At 41.6% G+C, this 24,519-nt stretch carries 20 protein-coding genes and 1 pseudogene; 10 read left to right on the top strand and 11 right to left on the bottom strand.

Features of this window, described 5'->3' with window-relative positions:
- Positions 1 to 25: 25 nt before the first annotated feature.
- The 5 genes from truA to asd form a co-directional block, all read right to left on the bottom strand.
- A complete protein-coding gene (truA, locus tag NDN11_RS15885; RefSeq protein ID WP_167250496.1) occupies positions 26 to 823 on the bottom strand; it encodes a tRNA pseudouridine(38-40) synthase TruA in 798 nt (265 codons plus the stop codon).
- A 15-nt stretch (positions 824 to 838) separates the two neighbouring features.
- Positions 839 to 1,807 carry an asparaginase domain-containing protein gene (locus tag NDN11_RS15880; RefSeq protein WP_251110184.1) on the bottom strand — a complete coding sequence of 323 codons (969 nt, stop codon included), beginning with the start codon at positions 1,805 to 1,807 and terminating at the stop codon, positions 839 to 841.
- Positions 1,808 to 1,851: 44 nt separating this feature from the next.
- The gene (gene fimV, locus NDN11_RS15875) at positions 1,852 to 3,105 is read right to left on the bottom strand and encodes a T4P machinery localization factor FimV (protein WP_251110183.1); all 1,254 of its coding nucleotides are present in this window, start codon (positions 3,103 to 3,105) and stop codon (positions 1,852 to 1,854) included.
- A gap of 61 nt (positions 3,106 to 3,166) precedes the next feature.
- The gene (locus tag NDN11_RS15870; protein WP_251110182.1) at positions 3,167 to 4,636 is read right to left on the bottom strand and encodes a type IV pilus assembly protein FimV; all 1,470 of its coding nucleotides are present in this window, start codon (positions 4,634 to 4,636) and stop codon (positions 3,167 to 3,169) included.
- Positions 4,637 to 4,777: 141 nt separating this feature from the next.
- Entirely contained in the window at positions 4,778 to 5,896 is a 1,119-nt protein-coding gene (gene asd, locus NDN11_RS15865; RefSeq protein ID WP_004802505.1) for an aspartate-semialdehyde dehydrogenase, read from the bottom strand.
- Between the two features lie 188 nt (positions 5,897 to 6,084).
- Here asd and NDN11_RS15860 point away from each other — a divergent pair, with 188 nt between their 5' ends.
- A complete protein-coding gene (locus tag NDN11_RS15860; RefSeq protein ID WP_251111561.1) occupies positions 6,085 to 7,209 on the top strand; it encodes an endonuclease/exonuclease/phosphatase family protein in 1,125 nt (374 codons plus the stop codon).
- Between the two features lie 310 nt (positions 7,210 to 7,519).
- On the opposite strand, the gene NDN11_RS15855 is transcribed toward NDN11_RS15860, so the two are convergent.
- Genes NDN11_RS15855 through NDN11_RS15845 form a run of 3 tightly spaced genes read right to left on the bottom strand, consistent with a single transcriptional unit; the run spans position 7,520 to position 10,430 of the window.
- Positions 7,520 to 8,254: a hypothetical protein gene (locus NDN11_RS15855; RefSeq protein ID WP_251110181.1), complete on the bottom strand. Its 735-nt coding sequence runs from the start codon at positions 8,252 to 8,254 to the stop codon at positions 7,520 to 7,522.
- A 3-nt stretch (positions 8,255 to 8,257) separates the two neighbouring features.
- Complete coding sequence (locus tag NDN11_RS15850) at positions 8,258 to 9,139, bottom strand: DUF6502 family protein (protein WP_251110180.1); 882 nt, start codon at positions 9,137 to 9,139, stop codon at positions 8,258 to 8,260.
- A 55-nt stretch (positions 9,140 to 9,194) separates the two neighbouring features.
- Complete coding sequence (locus NDN11_RS15845; protein WP_251110179.1) at positions 9,195 to 10,430, bottom strand: cupin-like domain-containing protein; 1,236 nt, start codon at positions 10,428 to 10,430, stop codon at positions 9,195 to 9,197.
- A 136-nt stretch (positions 10,431 to 10,566) separates the two neighbouring features.
- Between NDN11_RS15845 and NDN11_RS15840 the strand changes: the two are divergent.
- Positions 10,567 to 12,082: pseudogene (locus NDN11_RS15840) on the top strand (PT dipeptide repeat lipoprotein).
- Between the two features lie 60 nt (positions 12,083 to 12,142).
- Here the strand turns inward: NDN11_RS15840 and NDN11_RS15835 are convergent.
- Positions 12,143 to 13,078, bottom strand: coding sequence for an LpxL/LpxP family acyltransferase (locus NDN11_RS15835; RefSeq protein WP_251110178.1), 936 nt, complete (start codon positions 13,076 to 13,078; stop codon positions 12,143 to 12,145).
- Positions 13,079 to 13,215: 137 nt separating this feature from the next.
- Here NDN11_RS15835 and NDN11_RS15830 point away from each other — a divergent pair, with 137 nt between their 5' ends.
- Positions 13,216 to 13,746, top strand: coding sequence for an O-acetyl-ADP-ribose deacetylase (locus tag NDN11_RS15830; protein ID WP_251110177.1), 531 nt, complete (start codon positions 13,216 to 13,218; stop codon positions 13,744 to 13,746).
- Positions 13,747 to 13,801: 55 nt separating this feature from the next.
- Here NDN11_RS15830 and NDN11_RS15825 read toward each other — a convergent pair whose 3' ends face one another.
- Positions 13,802 to 15,709: an ATP-binding cassette domain-containing protein gene (locus tag NDN11_RS15825; RefSeq protein WP_167250514.1), complete on the bottom strand. Its 1,908-nt coding sequence runs from the start codon at positions 15,707 to 15,709 to the stop codon at positions 13,802 to 13,804.
- Between the two features lie 32 nt (positions 15,710 to 15,741).
- Between NDN11_RS15825 and NDN11_RS15820 the strand changes: the two genes are divergently transcribed.
- On the top strand, positions 15,742 to 15,987 hold the full coding sequence (locus NDN11_RS15820; RefSeq protein ID WP_167250516.1) for a SlyX family protein: 246 nt from the start codon (positions 15,742 to 15,744) through the stop codon (positions 15,985 to 15,987).
- Positions 15,988 to 16,045: 58 nt separating this feature from the next.
- Here the strand turns inward: NDN11_RS15820 and NDN11_RS15815 are convergent, their stop codons facing one another.
- Positions 16,046 to 17,056, bottom strand: coding sequence for a zinc-binding alcohol dehydrogenase family protein (locus tag NDN11_RS15815; RefSeq protein WP_251110176.1), 1,011 nt, complete (start codon positions 17,054 to 17,056; stop codon positions 16,046 to 16,048).
- A 99-nt stretch (positions 17,057 to 17,155) separates the two neighbouring features.
- Here NDN11_RS15815 and NDN11_RS15810 point away from each other — a divergent pair, with 99 nt between their 5' ends.
- From NDN11_RS15810 to NDN11_RS15785, 6 genes are all read left to right on the top strand, one after another.
- Entirely contained in the window at positions 17,156 to 17,518 is a 363-nt protein-coding gene (locus NDN11_RS15810) for a winged helix-turn-helix transcriptional regulator (protein WP_167250520.1), read from the top strand.
- A 158-nt stretch (positions 17,519 to 17,676) separates the two neighbouring features.
- Positions 17,677 to 18,126 carry an ammonium transporter gene (locus NDN11_RS15805; RefSeq protein ID WP_251110175.1) on the top strand — a complete coding sequence of 150 codons (450 nt, stop codon included), beginning with the start codon at positions 17,677 to 17,679 and terminating at the stop codon, positions 18,124 to 18,126.
- Positions 18,127 to 18,159: 33 nt separating this feature from the next.
- Positions 18,160 to 20,799: a type I DNA topoisomerase gene (gene topA / locus NDN11_RS15800; RefSeq protein WP_251110174.1), complete on the top strand. Its 2,640-nt coding sequence runs from the start codon at positions 18,160 to 18,162 to the stop codon at positions 20,797 to 20,799.
- A gap of 91 nt (positions 20,800 to 20,890) precedes the next feature.
- Positions 20,891 to 21,649, top strand: coding sequence for a hypothetical protein (locus NDN11_RS15795; protein WP_251110173.1), 759 nt, complete (start codon positions 20,891 to 20,893; stop codon positions 21,647 to 21,649).
- 178 nt (positions 21,650 to 21,827) lie between these two features.
- Positions 21,828 to 22,400 (top strand): HdeD family acid-resistance protein, encoded by a 573-nt coding sequence (locus NDN11_RS15790; protein WP_032864881.1) that lies wholly within the window; start codon positions 21,828 to 21,830, stop codon positions 22,398 to 22,400.
- 118 nt (positions 22,401 to 22,518) lie between these two features.
- Positions 22,519 to 24,498: an ATP-dependent helicase gene (locus NDN11_RS15785; protein ID WP_251110172.1), complete on the top strand. Its 1,980-nt coding sequence runs from the start codon at positions 22,519 to 22,521 to the stop codon at positions 24,496 to 24,498.
- The last annotated feature ends 21 nt before the right edge of the window (positions 24,499 to 24,519 follow it).

The raw sequence follows: 24,519 nt of genomic DNA, 5'->3' as shown, positions 1-24,519 counted from the left end.
TTATCATTGTGATAAGGCTTTTTTGTTATTCAGCTAAATTTAACCAGTGTGGACCTAAGGGTAGCTGTGGTAAATCAAACTCATCAGGATAGTAAGACTGAATAAAATATAAACCATCAGGTGGAGCGGTTATGCCTGCAGCGGTGCGGTCTTCTGCTGCAAACATAGTATCAATATGATCAATCTCATACATACCTTGCCCAATTTCAAGCAGGCATCCCATAATATTACGCACCATATGGTGCAAGAAGCCATCTGCTTGAATATCTAAGACCAGATAACGACCATGTTCGAATAAACGACAGTGTTTTACATGGCGTACTGGTTGGTTGGATTGACAGGCTGCAGCGCGGAAAGTCTCGAAATTATGGGTACCCTCAAATTTTGCTGCTGCCGCAATCATCTTTTGCACATCAAGCGTTTGATAAAGATGGGTGACCTGTTTATATAACAAGGCAGGGCGAGTCGGAGCGTTATACACTACATAGCGATAACGACGCGCCACTGCTTTGAAACGCGCATGGAAATCTTCATCCATAGATTTAATCCATTGGATTGAAATATCTTTAGGTAGTTGACTGTTTGCACCACGAATCCAGCCTTGTTCTGGGCGAATGGCTTCGGTATCGAAATGCGCCACCATATTGGTTGCATGCACGCCTGCATCGGTTCGTCCAGCACCATGCAAAATGATGGGTTCATTGGCAATGGTGCTGAGAACTTTTTCTATGGTTTCCTGAACAGTGATCACGCCAGCCTGCTGGGTTTGCCAACCACGGTATTGAGTACCGCAAAATTCAATACCGATTGCATAACGTTGCATGTTCTAACCTCAGAATTAATGTTGATGCCAATGCGCGAACCATTGTTCGTGGGTCGGGTATTTTAAATACATTTGCAAGACTTTTGCATATAAATCGGCATGGCTATGGCAATCATTGACTAAAACTTTGGCAGAATGAATCCATGAGCTGACAGCATAGCGTTGATCGATGTGCCCAAAAGTCACTTGGGTGCTGATAATGGGTAAACACCGCTGCTGATAGAGTTGCTCAAATAATGCTAGAACTTCATCATTCACAGCAATATTGCCTGTGCCGAAGCCCTGTAGAACTAAAAAGTTTGGAGGTGCAAATAGAAGATTTTTTAACTGTACAATCAACTGCTCTTTTGCAATCGGTTGCAGCATTAGGTTAAGCACACTGAGCTGAGCTGCTTTTTCAATCTGCTCGTTCTGTACAATAAAATAGTCAGTGGTGGTTGCACAGCTTTGTTCTGCCTTGACTCCGACGAATGCATCTAATTCTGTGGTATGTGCTTTTAACGTGGTTTGAGCATGGAAGACTTGCTGATGAAACGCAAGATAGACACCACTTGGTAGGGAGAGAACCTGTTCCAGTGCTAAATAAAGATTAGCAATCGCATCGGTAAATTCTCGGGTATTGTTACCATCGGTATTCAGTAATGGATATTGACTACCAGTAATAATCGCGTGGCAAGAATGCCCTAAAAAACGTGCTAATGTTGCTGCAGCATAACTCAGGGTATCTGTTCCATGAATAATGACAAAATGCTGGAAGCCATTGAGCTGTAATTGTTGGATTTGCTGTACCAGCTTTAACCAGTCTATTGCAGTACAGGCACTACTGTCTTTAATACTGGGTGCCGCAAAACATTCGACTTGTAAATGAGGGGGAATGACCTGACTCAATAAAGGCAAAAAATCCTGTTCAGGCATTGGCATTAATGGCTCACCAATACAACCAAACGTCCCACCCATATAAATTAAAGCGATTGTTTTCATCATAAAAAAAGCAGTCTGAGAGACTGCTTATATTAGACTGATCAAATTCAGGAAGCTATTTTATTCAGTAAATTTTCTGAACGTTGCTGTTGTTCTGCGTTAAACGACGAGTTGTTTTTTAACAATTCACGCGCAGAATCATATGCACCTAATTCAATATACTGCTCTGCAAGCTCTAAATTCAGTTGGGCTTCGTCAAGCTGTTGTAGGTCTGGGAAAGATTGTGCCAATGGATCATGGATAGCAACAGTAGGAGTTGGAGCTACAGGGGCGATAAACTCAGGTTGAGGTTCAACGACTGCTACAGGTTTTTCAACTTCAAATGAAAATTCTGCTGTCTCTAGCGATGCAGGCTGCTCAGTTTTCTCAATTGTTGGTTCAAAATTAAAATCTAAACTTGGTGCAGCTTCTTCAACAGGTGTTTTTTCTCCGGTTTGATTTGACGCTACTTCTAAGTTGGCGAAGTCAAAATCTAACTCTGGCTTTATTTCTTCAACTTTCGGTTCTTCAACGCTTGGTGTTGTTGATTCTAAGTTAAAAGAAAACTCAAGTGGTTGCTGTTCTTTGCTTTCAGATGCTTCAACGGGTGCAGGCACCGATTCAACTGCTTGTTTTTGTTCAAAAGAAAAGTTGAAGTCTAAAGGTTGTACGTCTGGTACAGGTTCAGTTGGCTTGGTTTCTTCCGCAGGAGCAACATATTCTGATTGTAGGTCATCAAATGATTGTGCTGCTGGTGTTTGGACTAAAGCATCAAAGTCAGCGATGTTGCTTTGAACCTGTGGTTCAGATGCAGGTGTTTGCTGAAAGCTATGCGATGCTAAGTTAAATTCAATTGAGTCAGGTTGTTTATTCTGCTCATATTCACGGTACTTCGCTTCAGCTGCTTGCGCAATATCTTCAAGTTTTAAGGCATGAATATGCTTGATCAACTGATCAATTGCCAAATCATCTTTTTGCTTTAAGTGAATATCAAGTAAAAACAAATACAGTTCATGTTGAGAATTGTCTTGTTTTAAGGCTTGATTAATTTGTGCCTCGGCAGATTGAAAGTTACCACTTTGAATTTGTTGTTCAAGTTTTTGGCGTAAGCTTTCAGAGATGGCTGTAGTCGTTGGTAGTGCTGCTGGCTCTTGCTCTTCACGTACCAGTGTGGTTCGTGAAGCAGATCGTGTCGCTGTTTTTTTTGTCGTTTTACTTGCACCTTTTTTAGGTGCAGTATTGGCTTGATTGCTTTCACGTTTTTTTAAAACGATAGCTACAATCAGTACAATGACGAGCAGTACAATGATTATAGTTGACATGATCTATACCCCTTAAAGATAGAGCCGCTTTTGTGCAAATTTATGAGAATAATCTCGTAACCTAGCGTGTTGGCTTTTTAGTGTCCTGTTGCGCTTTCAACTGATCTTGCAGTTCGGCAAGCCGAGCATTTAACAGCTGAATACGTTGTTCCTTCTGACGTAGTGCCAATTCTAACTGTGTTACGTTTCTTTGTAATGTAACGGTTTTTTCTCGTGCTGTCATAACTTTTAATGATAAATCAGCACTGGTTTTTTGCTGTAATGTGTCTTTTTTGGCACTTCCAGTACTGGAATCTTGATTACTCTCAGCCAGCAGAGACATTTCAGCTTGTTGTAAGCGATATTTGGCTTTTCCAGAGGTAGGACGCTGTGTTTGTGTTGCAATTTGATTGGTGTTTTTATTTTGCTGTGTAGATGTTGCAGCGAGATTAAAGTTTAAATGTGAGCCCTGTCTAAGGCGGTTGGCATTACCACCAATAAAGGCATGTTCATTTTGTGCTTTGATTTGATTCATGACCTGAGCAACAGGTTGCTGTGTTTGTGCTGCAACATGTTGTGCAATACTCCATAACGACTCATTACGCTGCACCACATGTTGCTGGGCTTTGTCGTTGCTTGGTGTAGTAGATGGCGTTTTTTTCTTAGTTGCTTGTACAGTTTGTTTAACTGGATCAGCAGCTTTATTTTTCTCTTTGGTTTCGATTGTTTTTAGGTCTGCTGCTTTCTGTTCCTGATCCACTGCCGCATTTTGCTTGGCGGTGGTCGCCGCATTTGCAGTTTGGTTCATTTCCTGCTTGAGCGGCGCTGCTTTCGGTTGCTGTTGTGCTTTTTCTGCGATAGGTTTCGCTGGTTGTGGCATTGGCGAAGTAATGGCTGCTGTTGTTGTTTCTACTTTTACAGGTGGAACAATCGAAACAGCGCTGGCACTAACTGCTGCTGTAGCCGTTGCTTTCGGTGTTTCTAATACCGGTGGAAGGGTAAATGGTGCATTCAGGAGTTTTTCTTGTTTTAAACTTTGCACCTGCGGATTTGAGTTCGCAACATTAAAGCGTGTACTTTCAGGAAGGTTTAAAGCAATATCTTTTTCACTAACAATAAATTTGGGCGTCAGTGATTTTTCATTGGCATTCTTTGCTAAAGGTGCTTTCGCGACTTGGCGCATCGGTTGGCGAATATGTTTTAAATGAGATGCACCACCTTCTTGAATTTTTAAAATAATATTCAATTCCGCATCGGTCATTGGGCGTGTAGAGGTGATCACAATCACACCTTCGCCTTGATTATTGCGACGCGTAAAAAAATTGAGACTAGAGGGCGGCTGATGTGCAGCACCAATCATCAGTAAATCTTCAGGTGTTGCCAAACTGACGTCTAATTTGGAGTTGGCATCTGCTTGGTGGAAACTCATTTCTGCATAGAGAAGTTCACCAGGTGCAGACTGGATTTGAATTGGATCAAGCGTAATTGCATAAAGGTGTTGCGAAGAAATGATGGCTAAAATGGCAATTTTTAATTTGTTATAAACAGTCATCTCGATCCATGAAAAAGTGATGTTATAGTCAGGAAAAAGTATACATTACCGTGATGTAAATGAATTGTAAATTATTCATCTTTCATCGCAAGAAAAAAGCCGATCAAATGTGATCGGCTTTTGATTTTTAGGAATTTTTGCTTAAGCGTTCTTGTATTCTACGAGAATACGAAGCATACGACGTAATGGCTCAGCAGCACCCCAAAGCAGTTGGTCACCTACAGTAAATGCACCGAGGTATTCTTTACCCATATTTAGTTTACGTAAACGGCCTACAGGAACAGTTAAGGTACCAGTTACAGCAACAGGGGTTAGATCAGTCATTGATGCTTCGCGGGTGTTTGGAACCACTTTTGCCCATTGGCTAGAGTTACGAATCATATCTTCGATTTCATCAAGCGGGACATCTTTTTTCAGTTTCAAAGTAATCGCTTGAGAATGGCAACGCATTGCACCAATACGGACACAGTGACCATCAATCGGAACGATTTGCTGGTTACCCAAGATCTTGTTGGTTTCAACTTGACCTTTCCATTCTTCTTTTGATTGACCACTTTCGAGTTGTTTGTCGATATACGGGATCAATGAACCCGCTAATGGCACACCAAAGTTTGCTTTCGGGAAGCCTTCGCCACGTTGTAACTCTGCGATTTGACGGTCAATATCAAGAATTGCAGATTTAGGGTCATCCAATAATGTCTTAGTATTGTTATACAAATAGCCCATACCAGTGATTAGTTCACGCATGTTCTGCGCACCTGCACCAGACGCTGCCTGATAGGTCATTGAAGTTGCCCATTCCACCAAGTTATTTTGGAATAGTGAACCTAAGCCCATCAACATCAATGAAACGGTACAGTTACCGCCAACAAAAGTCTTAGTGCCATTGACCAAACCATCTTTGATCACATTCAAGTTAACTGGATCAAGAACGATGATTGCGTCATCTGCCATACGAAGAGTAGAGGCTGCATCAATCCAATAGCCATCCCAACCTTCAGCTTTAAGCTTAGGGAAAACTTCTGAAGTATAATCACCACCTTGGCAGGTTAAAATGACATCCATTTGCTTCAGACTGTTAATGTCTGTTGCATCCATAAGTGCTGGGGCAGTCTTACCACCAAATGAAGGTGCTTCGCCACCTGCATTACTGGTAGAGAAATAGAATGGCTCAATATGAGCAAAATCATTCTCTTCAACCATACGTTGCATCAGGACAGAACCAACCATCCCACGCCAACCGACCAGACCTACTTTCATGTCATTGTGCCTCGGTATGTAAAAAAATTTAAAGGGGTTTGAGTGTATCAAAAGTGCCCACAACTGCAAGCTTTACTGAAATAAAACAGTGCGTTTATTGAGTGGAATAACTTGTTTATATTAGATAGAAAATTGATAAAGCGGAAACTTTATTGTAAATCTATGCTACCCCAAAGAGAAAAATGAACATGATATGGATTCAGATTTGTGCAGCACTGGTGATATGGCTTTCATTTTGGTCTTTGATCCCCAGAGATGAATGGTGGTTTCGTGGGGCAGACTTTCCCAGATTACAAATATTGGCACTCGGCATCATCACATTTTTTGCAATGTTATTTGTGCTTTCTGATTGGACTTTGAGTACAGAATTACTGTTTATTGGTCTAGTGGCTGCGCTTGCTTATCAATTAAAAATGGTTCTGCCTTATACCCCGTTATGGCGAAAACAAGTCCAGAAAGTGAAAAAGGAACAATTCAATCCTGAGCAACAAATTTCACTACTGGTTGCAAATGTCCTGACACCAAATCATAAATATCATCTGCTGATCGAGCATATTGAAACGTTAAAACCTGATCTTGTTCTTACACTTGAATCTAATTCAGCTTGGCAACAAGCCTTGAGTAAGATTGAGCAAGATTATCCATTTCGAGTACCTGTTCCCTTAGAAAATTTGTACGGAATGCATCTGTATAGCCGTTTACCTTTAAATAATACTGAAGTTAAATTTATCTTAAGTGATGAAATTCCTTCTATTCATACATGTTTGACTTTGCCATCGGGCGTGCAGGTGCAGTTGTATTGTTTGCATCCAAAACCACCAAGTCCAACAGAAGCAAAAGATTCAACACTAAGAGATGCAGAATTGTTAATTGTTGGTGATCAAATTAAAGATTTGGATCAGAGTTGTATTGTGATGGGGGATTTAAACGATGTGGCTTGGTCGAGAACAACGCGTTTATTTCAGCGTATTAGTGGTTTGCTTGATCCTCGAGTCGGACGCTATTTTATGAATACCTTTCATGCAGATTATCCTTTATTGAGATGGTCGCTTGATCATATCTTTCATAGTACCGATTTTGGTTTAGTTGAGATGAAGCGCCTGCCACATATCGGTTCTGATCATTTTCCAGTCTATGTGGTATTACAAACAGGGCGTGTCTTTGAACAGCAGCAAGAGGCATTGGAACAGACAGCAGAGGATGAAAAAGAAGCTCAACAAGCAATACAAGACGGAATCGAAAAGGCGGAACAAGAGGAAAAGCAGGTGACAGATTCTTTAGCTCAACCACATAAGCAACAAATGCAAAATTGACACAATGTCTGGAGTACTCGTGCAATCGACTGATTTTAAAGTTTAACTAATTAATGTACGTTATTTCGTACATGGATTTAAGTCTGCAACGAATAGCCGGACCTTGATAAAAGGTTTATTCTAAATACATCAGCACAAGGACGCAGGAATGGACTTCCGCTTAGGGATAGAGACGCTGAGATGGAAAAGTCATCATGGATATGATGCATGCGATGGACGCAGGATAATAAAAAGTTTGAAAGCACAACCTCATTTGCCCGAGTTTTGCAGGATGCAAAACTCGGGTTTTAATTTTTGGTCTTAGTAAATATTAATCCGCAGTTTCCCCAGCAGGTATTTCAGGATGTTCACCTGTAGGTATCTCTGGGTTAGTGATCGGTGGCTCTTCTGTTCCAATCACTTTTGGAACACGACGTTTATGAATAGGGACGACCATTTTTACGGCATCACATTTTTTCCATACCGTGTCAGCCTTTGGTAATTCTGTCTGATAAAAGGCGTTGTAACTTACGATGAACGGAAGTTCAGTTTCTGCAAAGCTTAAGCTCAGCTCGTAGGTACGTGTTTCGTATGGCCGAAGTAATTGCAGTTCATCTTGATCGGCGCCACATCTTAACGATTGCCCAAAGGCCATAGGTGTTTGGTCAAGCTGAAACTCGATAGGGCTGCATAGTGGAACCAGTTGATAGACATAATTCGGGGTGGTGTTTTTAATCTCAATTTGTAATGGTGTGATGTTAATCGGCTGAGTGAGACCTATTGGCAAAGCCTGTTTGGTTTCCCAATCGATCAAGCGCATATTGCGTTGTATGCCCATACAGGTGTCTTGTGTTTCCTGTGGAACAGTGACCACATATTCATAGACTTCATCCTTGTCACCCGTAGATGGGTTTGAAATTCCCCCAGTGTCACCACCAGGAAGTGGCTTTTGGGTACCAGATCCACTTCCACCCAGACTGACATTGGCGACAGAAAAATTTTCTCCACAAGCCGTAAGGCTAAGCACTGGAATGAGAGAAACGAGAGGGAGCAGTAAGCTTCGCATTTTTTATTTTTCCTTAAAGATATAAGGCACTTGTAGTTTTATCTGACTATCGTATTGGTAAACGCCAAATCGAAATTGATAATGTGCATCATCTTTTTCTTGGTCTTGTTCACAATGTTGGATCGCGGCATTTAAGAGTTGTTTTGCCATGTCTTGCCAAAGTTCGATACTTAACTGTCGAAGTGCTTCAACCGATTGGGGTGTTAAATTTTCGGCATGTACAGCTTGCTCAAGATGAGTAAAAGGTTTCTCACTAATAAAGTTATCCACACCAGCAGCCAAATGGTCTGTGAGATTGGCTGAGAAGAGGGCTTTACTTTCTTGCATTTGGTTATCTGGGGTAAAGCTATTTTGTTGCAACAGTACATCTTGGCCTATTTGCTCAACCACGCCTAGACGTTGTAACTCAAATAAGATTGACCGTGGATGTTTCTCGGTTGAAATATGCTTAACCAAAGCCTCGAAGCTGTTGTCTTCACCAGAAACAGGAATTTGATGGGGTAGGTCGAGTGCAATCCAGCGGGCAATGACGCGGGCAGGCACACTAATGGCAAAATTGGGGGCTTCAGTTGATGTTTGATTGGCCTGTAATCTAAACGCACTGACATCTTTGCGATGTAGACCAGATAACAAACTCACGGCTGAGTCGGTTTTATTTTGTTGGATTCGTTCTAATTCTACTAATGCTTGTTGATAAAAAATGGGTTTAAGTGCAGCTACGAAATCAGTATAGCCAACACCCGAATGGATGAGCCAACGTGCAATATGCTGCATCATTGGAAAGATACTCTCCAATGTTGTTTCTGCTTCTTGCGGAATCACACCTTGTGTATTCAGTGTAGATTGTTCATTGTTCATCATGACTTGGGTTGTTGGTTTTACCATTAAATCACCTTAAGAACGGATTCGTTATGAGCCACAAACTGACTTTATTTAAACATTAGGCTGGAGATGGAAATGATTCAGCCCCAGTATTATCGATACTAAAATGAGTAAAAGAAACACTCATGGAAATATCCAAACTTTCGACACAATGCCACCAGCCGAGAGGGATAAACAAAGCCTCCCCCTCATTCAGGATACATTCGATTTTGCTGCTCTGAGCAAAATCTGGAAATAACTCAACTGTATTGGGAAGATGAGGATTGGCAATTTTACTAAATACTGCGACATCATTATAGAGATGTGGCGTTTGTAGTGCAGGGATCAGGGTGACTTTTTTTCGTCCGTAAATTTGTACCAGTAGGTTATTAGTCAAATCATGATGTAGAGGGGTAAATGCCCCTTTGGGTCCAAACCAAATGAAGCTACGATCATAGACCTGCGAGTGGTCTGTATAACCATGAAAATGACCGATATCTTGAAACAATACTGCCAGACTGGACTGACTGGCCTTGGCATTATTTGCCGTCATGTAAAAATTATTGGAATGTCGGGTTTGTTCAATTAGATCGACATATTCATCCATTCGCATTTGGGTTTTATGTTGAATTGAGTTGCGTTCAAATAAAGGATCCTGTTCACGATTAAACTGCACTTCAATTTCTTGAGTGCCTATAGTCTGTTTGAAATATTGCGGTGACCATTTATGTAAAGCAGGCCAATGTTGAATGGCATCGGTCAAAATCACAGGCAAATTTCGACTGTAATAATGTTGAATAAAATCTGTAAATTCAGGCTTTGAAATTCGAGTAATTTGCCGATATTCAGGATTTAAACGGGCAAAACGATCTAGGGTATGCAGTAGCCAATTGCGCTTTCTAACTAAAAAATGCTGCTCTTGGGCAATTTGAAAATAAGGATCTTGTTTGAGTTGCACCCATTCGAGGGCAATATCAATTTCACTCAATCCTTGTGCGCTTAATGACTGATAAATATTTGCTTTGCTTACGTTATCAAGTACCGCCTGAGCCAACCATTTCTTTTGTTCAGGCGCAAACACACTGCTGAATTGAGTTTGTCTAGCAGCAGCTGCCTGTTCAAGTTCGCGGTAGTGTTGCTCTTCAACATGTATTGGAGCAGAAAAATCCTTATTCAGGTCAATCAAACCTTCACGCAACAGAATATTGGCCAAATCAATTGGAGCACAGCCGCGTTCTAAATTTTCCTCTAACCACGCACGCCATGCTTCAGGTAACTCACTAAATTGTCTTGCTAGGTTTTCTTGAGCATCCATACTTTCGAACCATCAATAAAAAATAATTTTGACCTTTCGTTATTAATTTACGCATAAACATATTTGCACTCAAGCATAAAAGTGTTAAATTTTCACATACACAAATATGTGAAAAAATCACACAGAGGGTGATGCAATGAAAAATATATGGACACAACTAGCACTCAGCGTAACTTGTGCAATCCTGGTGGGTTGTGGATCGGATAATGATTCGGATTCAAGCCCAACGCCTACACCGACGCCAACGCCTACACCGACTCCGACGCCGACACCAACCCCTACACCAACTCCAGTCGTAGCTGATCGTTTTGTGGGATCTTGGTTGGGTGGTTTCTGCAATAAAGGCGCACGAACCAATTTAACGGTACATAAAGCATCCGAAAACAGTGTTCGTTTTACTATTGAAACTCGTCAGTTTGAAAAAGAGGATTGTACGGGTGCAGTCATTAAAAACTATGCTGTTGCTTCAGATGACGCGTTAATTACTGATATCGCACCGACTGAAACCAGTGGTACAACTACAGCGAATCGGGTGAAATATACTGATAGATACCGCAATGCTATTGCTTCTGCTTATGCTTTTAAAGGTGATGGAATGTGTGATGTTCCAGCAACCGCAACGATCAAAGACATCCAAACCATTATGGATGCAATAGATCCTTCAAAAGTTGTTACTTGCTATACGCGCACCAATGTTGAAGGTTATAGTTTATTCAAACCGACAGCGAAAAAGGCAACGGCAAGCTATCGTTTGTTAGATAACCAAAGTTCATGGTCGAACTTCTTGGCTCAAGCCAATGAGCAGGGTACACAAGGTTTTGCTTTGGCAGGTACTTCTTTGGATGTGAAAAAAGCAAATAGTGATTTCCCTGAACCTAAAAACTTGTATGTTAAAAACAATGCTTCAACGGATACCTATAGTTATAAAATTGTAGATGTAACCACCAAAGTTGTTGCAGATAGGTATTTACTGCGTTTGGCAGAAATGAAAAAACAAGGTGCATTAGGTTTTGCGTATAAGTCATACCTGAGAGAAGATCCAAGCAATACCTATAAACATTTATTTGTCAAAAATGATAAAAAAACCAGCAATCTATACTTATGATAATCGGTTCATATTCGCCAGTCAGGCGACCCGATCTGTTATTTTAGAGGCTTTTAATACTTTAGGGGCACAGGGTTGTAAGCTAGTTTTTGCTGGGAGCACGTATACTAATAATGGCACAACCAATGATATGTTTTATGTCCCTACCTGCGTAAACAGTAGTACTCATAATGGTACTTATAGTTATCGTTATTTTGAAATGCCAACCACACCCGCAGGCTTTTATGAGGATAATCCAACCAAACTTGATTTATTACTTAAACAACAAGCAGCTGAAGGTTATCACTTGATTGATAAAGACAATGCGGTTGAATTCTATAATACTAAAGGCTATTTATTTGAACGTGATAGTGCAAGTACAGCCACGATTGAATCCAAAGTATTTAAAGAAGATGCAATTTATAAACTTGATCTACCGAGCGAAATTCAGAATCGCTTACAAGATCAAGGTAATTTAGGTTGGTTTATTAATGTCAAACTGGGCTCAGTGTATAGCAATACATCGACTTATTTTGATTTAAATACGGGCGTCATTTTCCCTAACTAATTGTTGTTCTTGTTTTAGTAAAGAGCCGCTCCATGGTTGAATGAAGCGGCTTTTTTTGTATTAATAAATTTTATCGTAACCTTCAGCACGGGTTTTGAAGCGACGGTGGAACCACATCCATTGTGTTGGTGCAATACGCAATTGGGCTTCGATAATTTGATTTACTCGAATCGCATCATCAACTTCATCTTCACTTGGCATATTGTCCACAATCGGTTCGATCAGTACTTTATATTGTGGATTGCGGATATCGCCATAACGATAGAAATATAAGGGAATCGCAACGGCTTTCGATATTTTGAGTAAACGGCGATGCGCGGTAACGGTTGCCGCAGGTACACCAAAGAAGGGGGCCATCACCCCTTGTTTTAAACCAAAATCTTGATCTGGACTATACCAAATTGCGCCGCCTTCTTTCAGTCGACGAATCAAACCACGCATATCATCATGGTCAATTTGATGTTGATAAATCGTGGCACGACAACGATAAATCAGCATGTCCAGCATAGGATTATTCTGTGGGCGATAAACCACATCAGGCTCGAAATATTGAGCACAAATATAACCACCAGCATCGAGTAGAGTACTGTGTGTACCAAGTAGCAATATGCCTTTACCTTGTGCTTTTGCATCATTGAGATGCTCTAAGCCTTCAATGCTATGGCGACCTTTAAACCATTTGGGGCAGTACCACGCATTCAGTGTTTCAAACACACCGAGCATCATATCGACAAACACTTGTTTAGCTTGTGCCTCAACCTCAGCAGGTGACCACTCAGGGAAACACAGTTCTAAATTTCGCAGTGTGGTTTTACGGCGTGACTTGAGCAAATGCCAGCATAAACTGGCTAAGCCATGCGCCAAGCGCCATTGAATTGCCCATGGAAGAATAGCCAATAGCATCAGAAAAGTGATGGCGATCCAAATCTTCCAATATTTAGGTAATAGAAATTCCCATTGAAACTCGCCAGGGATATAAGACTGCTTTTGACTCATAAACTCGAAATATGAATAACGTTGAATTTTGAAGCAGTGTAGCATGAAGTCGGTTTAGTAATTTAAATGTTAAATAAAACCGCAGTTGTTGTAGCGTAAATCAGCCATTAAACAGCTCTGATAAAGAGGAGAAGATTTTGAAAAGTATAAAAATAATGAAAGGAGATATTACCCAAATCACGGTAGATGCAATTGTTAATGCGGCCAATACTTCGCTATTAGGTGGTGGAGGTGTAGATGGTGCAATTCATCGTCGTGGTGGTGTATCGATTTTGGCAGATTGTCAAAAGATTCGTGCCAAGCAAGGTGGTTGTGCAGTTGGCGAAGCGGTCGTGACCACAGCAGGAAATCTGCCTGCTAAATATGTCATCCATACGGTTGGACCGACTTGGGTAGATGGGCAACATCAGGAAGAGAAGCTATTGGAAAGTGCCTATCGCAATAGTTTTAAGTTAGCAGAAGAGATGAAGCTACAAAGCCTTGCATTTCCCAATATTTCAACAGGGATTTATCGCTTTCCCAAACTGTTTGCTGCACAGATCGCACTAAAAACCATTGCTGAAGAATTAAGTAAGGCAGTGCTTGTACAACAGGTCATTTTTGTTTGTTTTGATGATGAAAATTTTAATATTTATCAATCACTACAACAAGATTTTGATTTGCTATAAATTCAATCGGAAGAAGTGAAGCATTTACCCTCGATAGGGTAAATGCTTCATAGGCTTAGTTGCCTTTAGACATATTTTCTAAAATGTCCCAACGTTCCAATTTCTCAAGCAATACTTCTTCAATTTCAGCCAGACGTTGACTCGCTGCAGTTGCTGCATTGGCATCTGAAACAAACCATGAACCATCAGCTAACTTTTCTGATAATTCTGCTTGTTCAGTTTCCAGTTTTTCAATTTCAGCAGGGAGTTGTTCCAGCTCACGCTGGTCTTTATAACTGAGCTTCACCTTCTTCGGAGCTGATGCTGCGGCAGCCGCTGCCTCAGCTTTGGCTTGTGCCTTTTTCACATCACTTTTTTGATCCACCACTTTCTGATCTGGGCGCTGTTCCAAATAGTCTTGATAGCCACCGATATATTCATCAATGTTACCCTTACCATCAAATACCCATGTCGAGGTCACGACATTGTCCATAAAGGCACGGTCATGCGAGATCAACAGCAAAGTACCCTTATAGTCAGACAGCATTTCCTCAAGTAGCTCAAGTGTCACCATATCCAAGTCATTGGTTGGCTCATCCATCACGATTAAATTCGATGGCTTGAGTAACAGTTTTGCCAATAAGATACGGTTTCTTTCACCTCCTGAAAGCGCTTTAACTGGTGTGCGGGCACGTTCTGGAGAGAATAAAAAGTCTTGTAAATAACTATAGATATGGCGGCGGTTACCATTCACATCGACAAAGTCAGAACCTTCCGACACGTTGGCCATCACGGTTTTTTCAAGGTCTAAGGCATTACGCAACTGGTCAAAATAAGCGACTTCGAGCTGTGTTCCTGTTTTCACAGAACCACCATGCTCAATCTCACCTAGAATCGCTTTAATCAAAGTGGTTTTACCGACACCGTTGTCACCGACTAAACCGATACGGTCGCCACGTAGGACAATGGCCGAGAAATCTTTAATTAATGGCTGTTCACCGTAGCTGACGCTGAGATTCTCAATCTCAAACACCAATTTACCAGAGCGATGTGCTTCTTGGGTTGCCATGCTGACTTTGCCTTGCTGTGAACGGCGTGCCTTAGATTGCTCACGTAAGTCTTTTAATGCACGGACACGACCTTCGTTACGAGTACGACGGGCCTTAATACCTTGACGAATCCAAGCCTCTTCTTCAGCTAACTTTTTATCAAATAAAGCATTTTGTTTTTCTTCAGCTTCCATTTGTTGTGCTTTTAGATCGAGATAGCGTGAATAGTTACCTTCGTAACTACGCAAAACTCCACGATCAAGCTCAACGATACGAGTTGCAATGCTGTCAACAAATGAACGGTCATGCGAAATGAATAGTAGGGTCAGATTATTTTGATCCAATAAAAACTTTTCTAACCATTCGATACTTTCGACATCTAAATGGTTGGTCGGTTCGTCGAGTAACAACACATCTGGTTGAGTGAGCAGGGCACGTGCTAAGAGTACACGACGTTTACGACCACCTGATAAATCAGCTAGATCCGCATTTGGATCAAGTCCCATTTTACTGAGAATCGAGTTGACCTTATTTTCTAATGCCCAGCCATCCAACTGATCCAGTTTGTGCTGTAGCATGCCCATGCGGTCACAGGCTTCCATATCACCTAAGACGCAGGCATCACTGGCTTCATGATATTCTTTCAATACAATAGATGCTTCGCCTGCGCCATCGGCAACGATGTCTGCAACTTTGCCTGAGTCCATCGGAACGTCTTGGGCTAACATTGAAACAGTTAAACCATTTTGAATCGAAACTTCACCGTTATCGGGTAACAAGCTTCCCTCAATTAGTTTTAATAAAGTAGACTTACCTTCTCCATTACGACCAATTAAACAGACTCGCTCGCCACGTTCTAGGTTAAAGTTCGCGCCGTCGAGTAAGGCAGGTCCGCCAAATGCGAGATGGACATCCCTTAAAGTAATATAGGCCATAATGTTTCCTAAGAGTTCAGATGAGGTCTGAAATGACTAAACCACAAAATTTTGATGATCACGCGTCATTTTCCGCACCCATTGAAGATTTGCAAGTCCGAATTGCATTTTTGGATGATTTAGTTGAGCAATTAAATCAACAGCTCGCAATTCAAACGCAAGAAATTGCTGATTTAAAAAAACAAATGCAGCTTTTATATCGTCGAGTTGAATCTTCAGATTTATCGGAAGGAATTGCTGCTTTTGACCCAGTGAGTGATAAACCACCACATTATTAATAAAGCATCCAGCAATGCTGAATTGTATTGCTGGAAGATTTACGTTGAATGATCGCGTTTAAAAACCATGCAGGACTATTTTTCCTTTGGTCGTGCCACTTTCGATTTGTTGGTGTGCACGTTTTAGGTTTTCTGCATTGATTGGCGAAAATACCTGACTCACTGTGGTTTTAATCTTTCCTTCATCAACTAAGCTTGCAACTTGATTCAAAAGTTGGCTCTGTTGGATCATATCATCAGTCTGATACATAGAGCGTGTGAACATAAACTCCCAGTGAACCGAAACTGACTTTGATTTAAAGAGCTTAATATCGAGTTGCTCAGGATCATCAATTAAACCGAAATGGCCTTGTGCTGCGATCAGTTCTGCAATATCAGCCAGATGCTGATCAGTTTGTGTGGTTGAAAATACATATAAAGGGGCATTTAAGCCAAGCTGTTGAATTTGTGGGGCTAAAGCTTGACGATGGTCTAACACATAATCTGCACCCAACTGTTTTACCCATTCAGACGGTTCTGGTCGAGATGCGGTACTGATCACAGTGAGATTGGTTAATTGTTTGAGCAATTGAATGGTAATTGAACCCACCCCACCAGCACCGCCAATGACGAGGATCGAAGTGTTCTCAGCGGCAGTTTGTGGAACTTGTAAGCGATCAAACAGCATTTCCCATGCGGTAATTGCGGTTAAAGGTAGTGCTGCTGCTTCACTTGCATCGAGTGACTTGGGTTTATGCCCAACAATACGCTCGTCAACCAATTGTAATTCACTATTACTGCCTTGTCGGTTGAGTGCGCCTGCATACCAGACTAGGTCACCAATTTTGAATTGAGTGACTTGTTCGCCAATCGCCTCAACAACACCCACTGCATCCCAGCCTAAAACTTTCCATTGATGAGCTTCTGCATTTTTATTGTTCCTAATCTTGGTATCGACTGGATTAACAGAAATCGCCTGTACACGAACGAGTAAATCGTATCCCTGTGCAATTGGTGAGTCGATTTCAATGTCTACAAGCGCATCGTCTAATGTAATTGCACCTGCATTTTGATATGCCACAGCTTTCATGGTTTTGCTTCCACTTGATTGGAATCTCAGCATAACTTAAGCTTAATTTTAGTGACTACAGACAAATAACGCTCATAGTGTCAAAAAGGATACTGTAAAATGGCTAAAATGCGACATTCGAGTTTTGATTGTTCCCCAGGCTGTTCCGTTGAAGCCGCCATCAGTTTGATTGATGGTAAATGGAAATGTGTCATTCTCTGGCATTTATTTAACGAAGGTACTTTGCGCTTTAATGAAATTCGTAAGCGCGTACCGAGTATTACTCAGAGAATGCTGACCAATCAGTTACGTGAATTAGAACAAGATGGCATTTTGCATCGAGAGGTCTATCCTCAGGTTCCTCCAAAAGTTGAATATTGTTTAACTGATTTAGGTCGTAGTCTGGAGCATATTATTGTTGCATTAAAGAATTGGGGCGATGCACATCTTGATCAATTCGGAAAATTAACCTTAGTCGATTAAAGTAAGCGCGTTAGAAGCATTTTTACTTTGGGTTTATGGCAGCCTGAAAAAGGATGCTTTAAAGAGTGCAATTGAATACAAGATTATTTTTTACGTTGTAACTTGCCTTTTGGATTCAACTTATGTAACGCTAATAAAAGAAAGTTTTGGGCTACTTTATGAGTAATATTGGAATTTGGATCACCGTTGCGATTGTACTGTTTGTACTTGGCTCGATTTTTGGCTTGCGTGTCAGTCCACGAGAAAAAGCATTGGGTATGATGCGTGATCAGGCGCGTAAAATGGGGTTGCATCCACGCTTAATCGCTGCGCCAGAATGGACCAAGATTCCAATGGCATCGGAAAAACGTGCCAGTATGGTGGCTTATTATAGTGTGCTGATTCCAGATGCTCGTTTAGCTTTGATGCGCGCACGGGTGGTTGATGGCAAGCTTCAGGTTGTGCAGGGTGATCAGAAATTTAATGATTTAACCATTGCATTAAAAGGAGTTTATGCTATTGATATGCAGGCAAACTGTGTCGGACTGTATTGGGATGAAGAAACTGACCTAAGAGCCACACAGCTTGAAGATATGAAAGCTTATTTACATGAGTTAGCACAGCGCTAACTCTCTGATTGATCATAGGAAAAACGATTTATTATGGCGAATACTCCACGCTCTGCTTCAGAAAGCACAGCAGCTTCCGCATCTGCTGCAAAGAAACGTGCCTTAGTGATTGTGGAGTCGCCTGCAAAAGCGAAAACAATTAATAAATATTTGGGTTCACAATATGTGGTGAAGTCATCGGTCGGTCATGTGCGTGATTTACCGACAGGAGGCGGGGCGAAATCCACTGAAAAGAAGCCTGCAACCCGTGCCAAATTAACGGATCAACAGAAAGCCGAAAAAGCACAGTCTGCACTGATCAATCGTATGGGTGTCGATCCCGAGCATGACTGGATCGCACATTATGAAGTGCTCCCAGGCAAAGAACATGTGGTTGCCGAACTAAAAAAACTCGCCAAAGATGCAGATGCAATCTATCTCGCAACGGATTTGGATAGAGAAGGGGAAGCAATTGCTTGGCATTTAAGAGAAGTCATTGGTGGCGATGATAGTCGCTACCATCGTGTGGTCTTTAATGAAATTACCAAAAATGCCATTCAGGAAGCCTTTAAACAGCCAACACGACTTGATTTAAACCGTGTTAATGCTCAACAGGCGCGTCGTTTTCTCGACCGTGTAGTGGGCTTTATGGTGTCGCCATTACTGTGGGAAAAAATTGCCCGTGGTTTATCAGCAGGACGTGTGCAATCCGTTGCTGTGAAACTGGTGGTTGAACGTGAACGTGAAATCCGTGCATTTATTCCAGAAGAATACTGGCAAGTTTTTGCAGATACCATTTCAAAGAAAGAAGACATTCGTCTTGAAGCGGTTAAGCAAGCGGGTAAAACACTCAAGCTTAAAAATAAAGCTGAAACGGATGCCTTACTCAGCGTATTAAAAGATGCTGAATATAAAGTGGCGTTGCGTGAAGATAAACCAACCAAAGTTAATCCGAGCGCTCCGTATATCACTTCAACTTTACAACAAGCAGCGAGTACGCGTTTAGGTTTTTCTGTGAAGAAAACCATGATGCTGGCGCAGCGCTTGTATGAAGGTGGTTTTATTACCTATATGCGTACAGACTCCACCTTTTTGAGTGATGACGCTGTGAATATGGTGCGTAACCATATACAACAAAATTTTGGTGAAAAATATGTCCCTGCCAAGCCAAATCGCTATGGCAATAAAGCGGGTGCACAAGAAGCCCACGAAGCAATTCGTCCTTCTGATGTAGGTCTGACTGGCGATAAACTGGCGGGCGTAGAGCGTGATGCACAGCGTTTATATGATTTGATTTGGCGTCAATTTGTTGCCTGTCAAATGACACCAGCAGAATATTTATCTTCAACATTGACTGTTGAAGCATCAAATGTTGAGTTAAAGGCGAAAGGTCGTACACTGGTATTTGATGGTTTTACCCGTGTTCGTGGTGCCAATAAATCTGATGATGATATTTTATTGCCTGCGGTGAAAGTCGGTGAAGTACTTAAGTTAGAAAAACTTGATCCGAGTCAGCATTTTACCAAGCCACCTGCACGCTTTACTGAAGCATCTTTGGTGAAAGAATTAGAGAAAAAAGGGATTGGTCGTCCATCGACTTATGCTGCGATTATTTCGACTATTCAAGAACGCGGTTATGTAAAACTGGAAAATCGTCGTCTCTTTGCAGAGAAGATGGGTGAGATCGTTACAGACCGTTTGGATGAAAGTTTTAATAACCTGATGAATTATGCTTTTACCGCTGATTTAGAAGGTCAATTAGACCGTGTTGCAATGGGTGAGCGTAATTGGAAAGAGTTACTGGATACCTTCTACGGTGATTTCAAGAAACGTTTGACCAATGCACAGGGTGAAAGTGGCATGCGCCGTAATCAGCCAGTCGAAGTTGCCGATGTATCATGTCCTGAATGTTCGCGTCCAATGCAAGTTCGTACCGGAACAACAGGTGTATTCTTGGGTTGCTCAGGTTATAACTTGCCGCCGAAAGAGCGCTGTAAAGGCACACTCAACTTAACACCAGTCGAGTCTTTAGCAGCTTTGTCGGATGATGATGGTGCTGAAACTGCTGATTTGATGTCGAAACACCGTTGTCCTAAATGCGGTACAGCAATGGACAGCTATGTGGTCGATGGTGGTCGTAAATTGCATGTCTGTGGTAATAACCCAGATTGTGATGGTTACGAAGTCGAGGAAGGCGAATTCAAGATTAAGGGCTATGATGGTCCAACCATTCCATGTGATAAATGTGATGGTGAAATGCAGTTAAAGACAGGTCGTTTTGGACCTTACTTTGCCTGCTCAAGCTGTGACAATACCCGTAAAGTATTAAAGAGCGGTCAACCAGCGCCACCGCGTGTTGATCCAATCAAAATGGAACACTTACGTTCAGCCAAGCATGATGATTTCTTCGTGTTACGCGATGGCGCGGCAGGTCTGTTCCTAGCAGCCAGCAAATTCCCGAAAATTCGTGAAACACGTGCACCGAAAGTGGCTGAATTACGCAGTGTGGCTGAGCAACTTGATCCGAAGTACCAATTTTTGTTGGAAGCGCCAGATGTCGATCCTGAAGGCAATCCGACGGTGGTGAAATTTAGCCGTAAGAACCAAGCACAGTATGTAGGTTCTGAGACAGTGGAAGGGAAACAAACCAAGTGGAGTCTAGTTTTCCAAAATGGAAAATGGGTAGAAGCTTAGTTATTTAAGTGTTAAGAGAATGCTGGCAATTGCTGGCATTTTTTATTGAGTAAAGAAAAATAATAATGACTTTGGGTTGGGGAAGAAGTTCATGTGGAAAAATATCCGAGTCGCTTGCTTACTACTGGTATTGTTGATCGTTGCGATCAATGCTTATCGTGATCAAAATCAGGATTGGAATCAGCCGATTAATGTATTGTTGCATCCGATTAACGCCGATGGGTTGCCTACAACACAGCAATATATTCAACAATTGCAGCAAGATGATTTTGCTGAGGTGAAGCAGTATCTGGAAAAAAACAGCCAGCAATATCGAGGGCAAAGCAGCTACTTTATGGTTCAAATCGGACGGGAATTGCAGCAAGCACCACCGAAGATGTCTGAACAGCCGAGTATTCTGAAGAATATTCTGTGGAGTCTAAAGTTTCGCTTTTATGCATGGCAGCAGCATCAATCTTCAGATGGTTCACCGAGCTTAACTCTATATCTGAATTTCTATGATCCGAAGCAAACACGTGAGTTAAAACACTCGACTGCATTGGAGCGTGGACGTATTGGTTCAGTCAATTTATTTGCATCAGCAAAACAAGCAGAACAGAACAATGTGGTACTGGTACATGAGTTATTGCATGGTTTTGGCGCGACCGATAAATATAATTTAAGCAATGGTCAACCTATTTTCCCGATTGGCTATGCACAGGCAGATAAACAGCCGCTCTATCCACAAACCGAAGCTGAAATTATGGGGGGGCGTATTCCTCTCTCGGAGCACAAAAGTAAAATGCCAAACGGTTTAGAGCAGACGGTAATAAGTGTACTCACCGCACAAGAAATAGGTTGGGTCAAATAAATTGTGGATAAGTTTCGACTTATCCATATCTCTAAAAATAATAATTCAACTGAAAAAAGATCAGTTTAAACATCAATTTTCTGACATTCCGTCATTAATTCTCAACATGCCTTATACAGAACTCAGCGAAAAACACGATCAATATAGAGATATAACATTGATGATAAAAGAGTAAATAATGATGAAAACAGTGGGTAACGATCTGATTCGCAATCAGCTGCATGCTGATCGTAAATGGTATCTGTTATTGGGCGTATTATTGGTTGTTTTTGGCTTAGTTCTTTTGGCCGCCTTACCATTTGCTACATTATCAGCAGTATTGCTGTTTGGTGTATTAATGATGTTGGGTGGTATTTTGCATTTTGTTGCTGCATTTATGGTGTTTAAAGGCGGCACACGGTGGTTATGGGCCTTGTTTGGCGTGTTATATCTGGCCGCAGGTTATTTTGCATTTACCACACCCGTGATTACCGCGGTGGTGCTCACCAGTTTCTTAGCCGTGGCATTAATCATTGCTGGGATTATTCGTACAGTAAACGCGTTTATTCTCAGACCTATTTCAGGTTGGGGCTGGGTACTGTTTTCAGGTATCTTGACACTACTAACAGGTATTCTCATTTTATCATCACCAGATTCACCTTTCTGGGTACTTGGTATGTTCCTTGCGATTGATATTCTATTTCAAGGAATTAATTACCTGACTTTTGCTGGTGCCATTAAACAGTTACCACATAGTTCAACCACAGTCTAACGGGTTAGCCTGAGAGCAAGGGCATGTATTTTACATGCTCTTTTTGTTTTTGCAGTCGGAAACATTTCAATGGCTTGAGTCTGCTAAAATAACACTTCGCTTCTAATTGACCGATTGTATGACGCTTGCCAAGCTAATTGATGAACTGAATCCACAACAAAAACAAGCAGCCACAACGACAGCACAGAATTGTCTAGTCTTGGCAGGGGCGGGCTGTGGCAAAACCAAAACCATCGTGGCAAGAGCAGCATACTTAATTGACCAAGGTATGCCAGCACAACAAATTCAGATTTTGACCTTTACTCGACGTTCAGCAAGTGAAATCGTGACTCGTGTTGAACAGCATATGGGTGCACAGGCCAAGGGCTTACGCGCTTCAACCTTCCATACTTTTTGTATGTATTTACTACGTCGCAATCCACGTGCTTTTGGGCTAAGTCAGTTCAGTATTATTGATCGAGATGATCAATTGCTGATGTTCCGCTTATTGCGCGGCAAAGATAAGGGCAATGTATTGCCGAAGGCTGCGGAGTTGTGTGATCTGTATTCTTATGCGCGGAATACCAAAACCAAATTGTCAGATGCATTGGTTGAGCAGTTACCCCAAGCGGTTGAGTATAAAGCTCAAATTGCTGAATTGATGAAAGCCTATGAGCAACGCAAACAAGAGCGTAATTTTCTTGATTATGATGACATCCTATCTATTGTTGCAGTGCATTTGCAAAGTTCACCAGAGTTGGTGAAATGGGTGACAGGTTTCTGCTCTGCTTTGTTAGTTGATGAAATGCAAGATACTAACCCTTTGCAGTGGGCTTTGCTTCAGCCATTAGTTGGCAAAGTAAAACTGTTTTGTGTCGGAGATGATGCACAATCCATTTACGGCTTCCGTGGCGCAGACTTTGAAAATATTCATCACTTTAAAGAACGTGTACCTGATGCCGAAGTAATGACTTTGGAAATGAATTATCGTTCGACCCAAGGTATTTTAGATTTATCCAATTGGCTGCTAGAGCAGAGCCAAATTGGATATGACAAGCATCTACGAGCTTATCGGGGCAAAGGTTTAAAGCCACAATTGCATATCTTGAGCAATGAGTTTGAAGAAGCCAATTGGATTATTCAGGATTTGAATCGTCGTCATATGCAAGGTGCAGCTTGGGCAGAACATATGGTGTTGCTGCGCTCAGGTTTTAGTGGACGCTATTTGGAAGGTGCTTTGATTGCAGCCAATATCCCCTATCGTTTTGTTGGTGGGGTAAAACTGCTTGAATCGGCACATGTTAAAGACGTATTGAGCTTACTTCGGGTCAGCGTTAACCCACAGGATGATTTAGCCTGGATGCGTTTCCTGACGCTTTGGGATGGCGTGGGCGATGTAGGTGCCAGTAAGTTGGCGCAAGAACTGATTCAACTGCCTGATATCGAAGCCCGTTGCCAACGTTTAGAGCGGCATGGCAAAGTACCACAACAGGCGATTTTAATTTTGATGCAACTCGATGTATTACAGCAGCATGTCGAAGCTTGTATTGGCCTCGCACTGGATGCACTGAATGAACAGCTGGAAAATAACTATAAAACTAAAGATTGGTCACGTCGTGTCAAAGACTTTGATTTGGTCAAGCAATTGGCACGTAAATACAGTGCTCTTGGGGAGTTCTTAGAGGAATATGTACTGGATCCAATTTCTATCTCAGAAATTGATAAAACGCCTGACCAAGATTTAGTAACGCTGATTACCATCCATTCTGCTAAGGGTGCTGAACAAAAAGTCTGTTATGTCCCACATGTTTCTCCGAATCAATATCCACATGCCCGTGCACAAGGTGATTTTGATGATGTGGAGGAAGAGCGTCGTGTACTGTATGTGGCCTTAACTCGTGCAGAAGATGAATTGATTTTGACCAAACAGAATTTAAATTTATGGTCACAAGATCAATATGACGAGTTAGGAAGAAAAATAGAAAGTTACTTCCTCAATGATTTACCTCAACATTTAGTCGATGTTCAGATTCATCGGGATATTCCACGTGCCTATGGCCAAAGCAATCGTTCTCGTACTACCGCAATCAATTTAGGTTTTGGGATTGATTTCGATTAAACTAGGCAGATTCAATTTCTT

The sequence above is a fragment of the Acinetobacter sp. C26M genome (assembly GCF_023702675.1).
In the GTDB taxonomy this organism is placed as follows: Bacteria; Pseudomonadota; Gammaproteobacteria; order Pseudomonadales; family Moraxellaceae; genus Acinetobacter.
The sequence above is the reverse complement of the archived record's forward strand: the minus strand, read 5'-3'. Positions and strand labels throughout refer to the sequence as shown.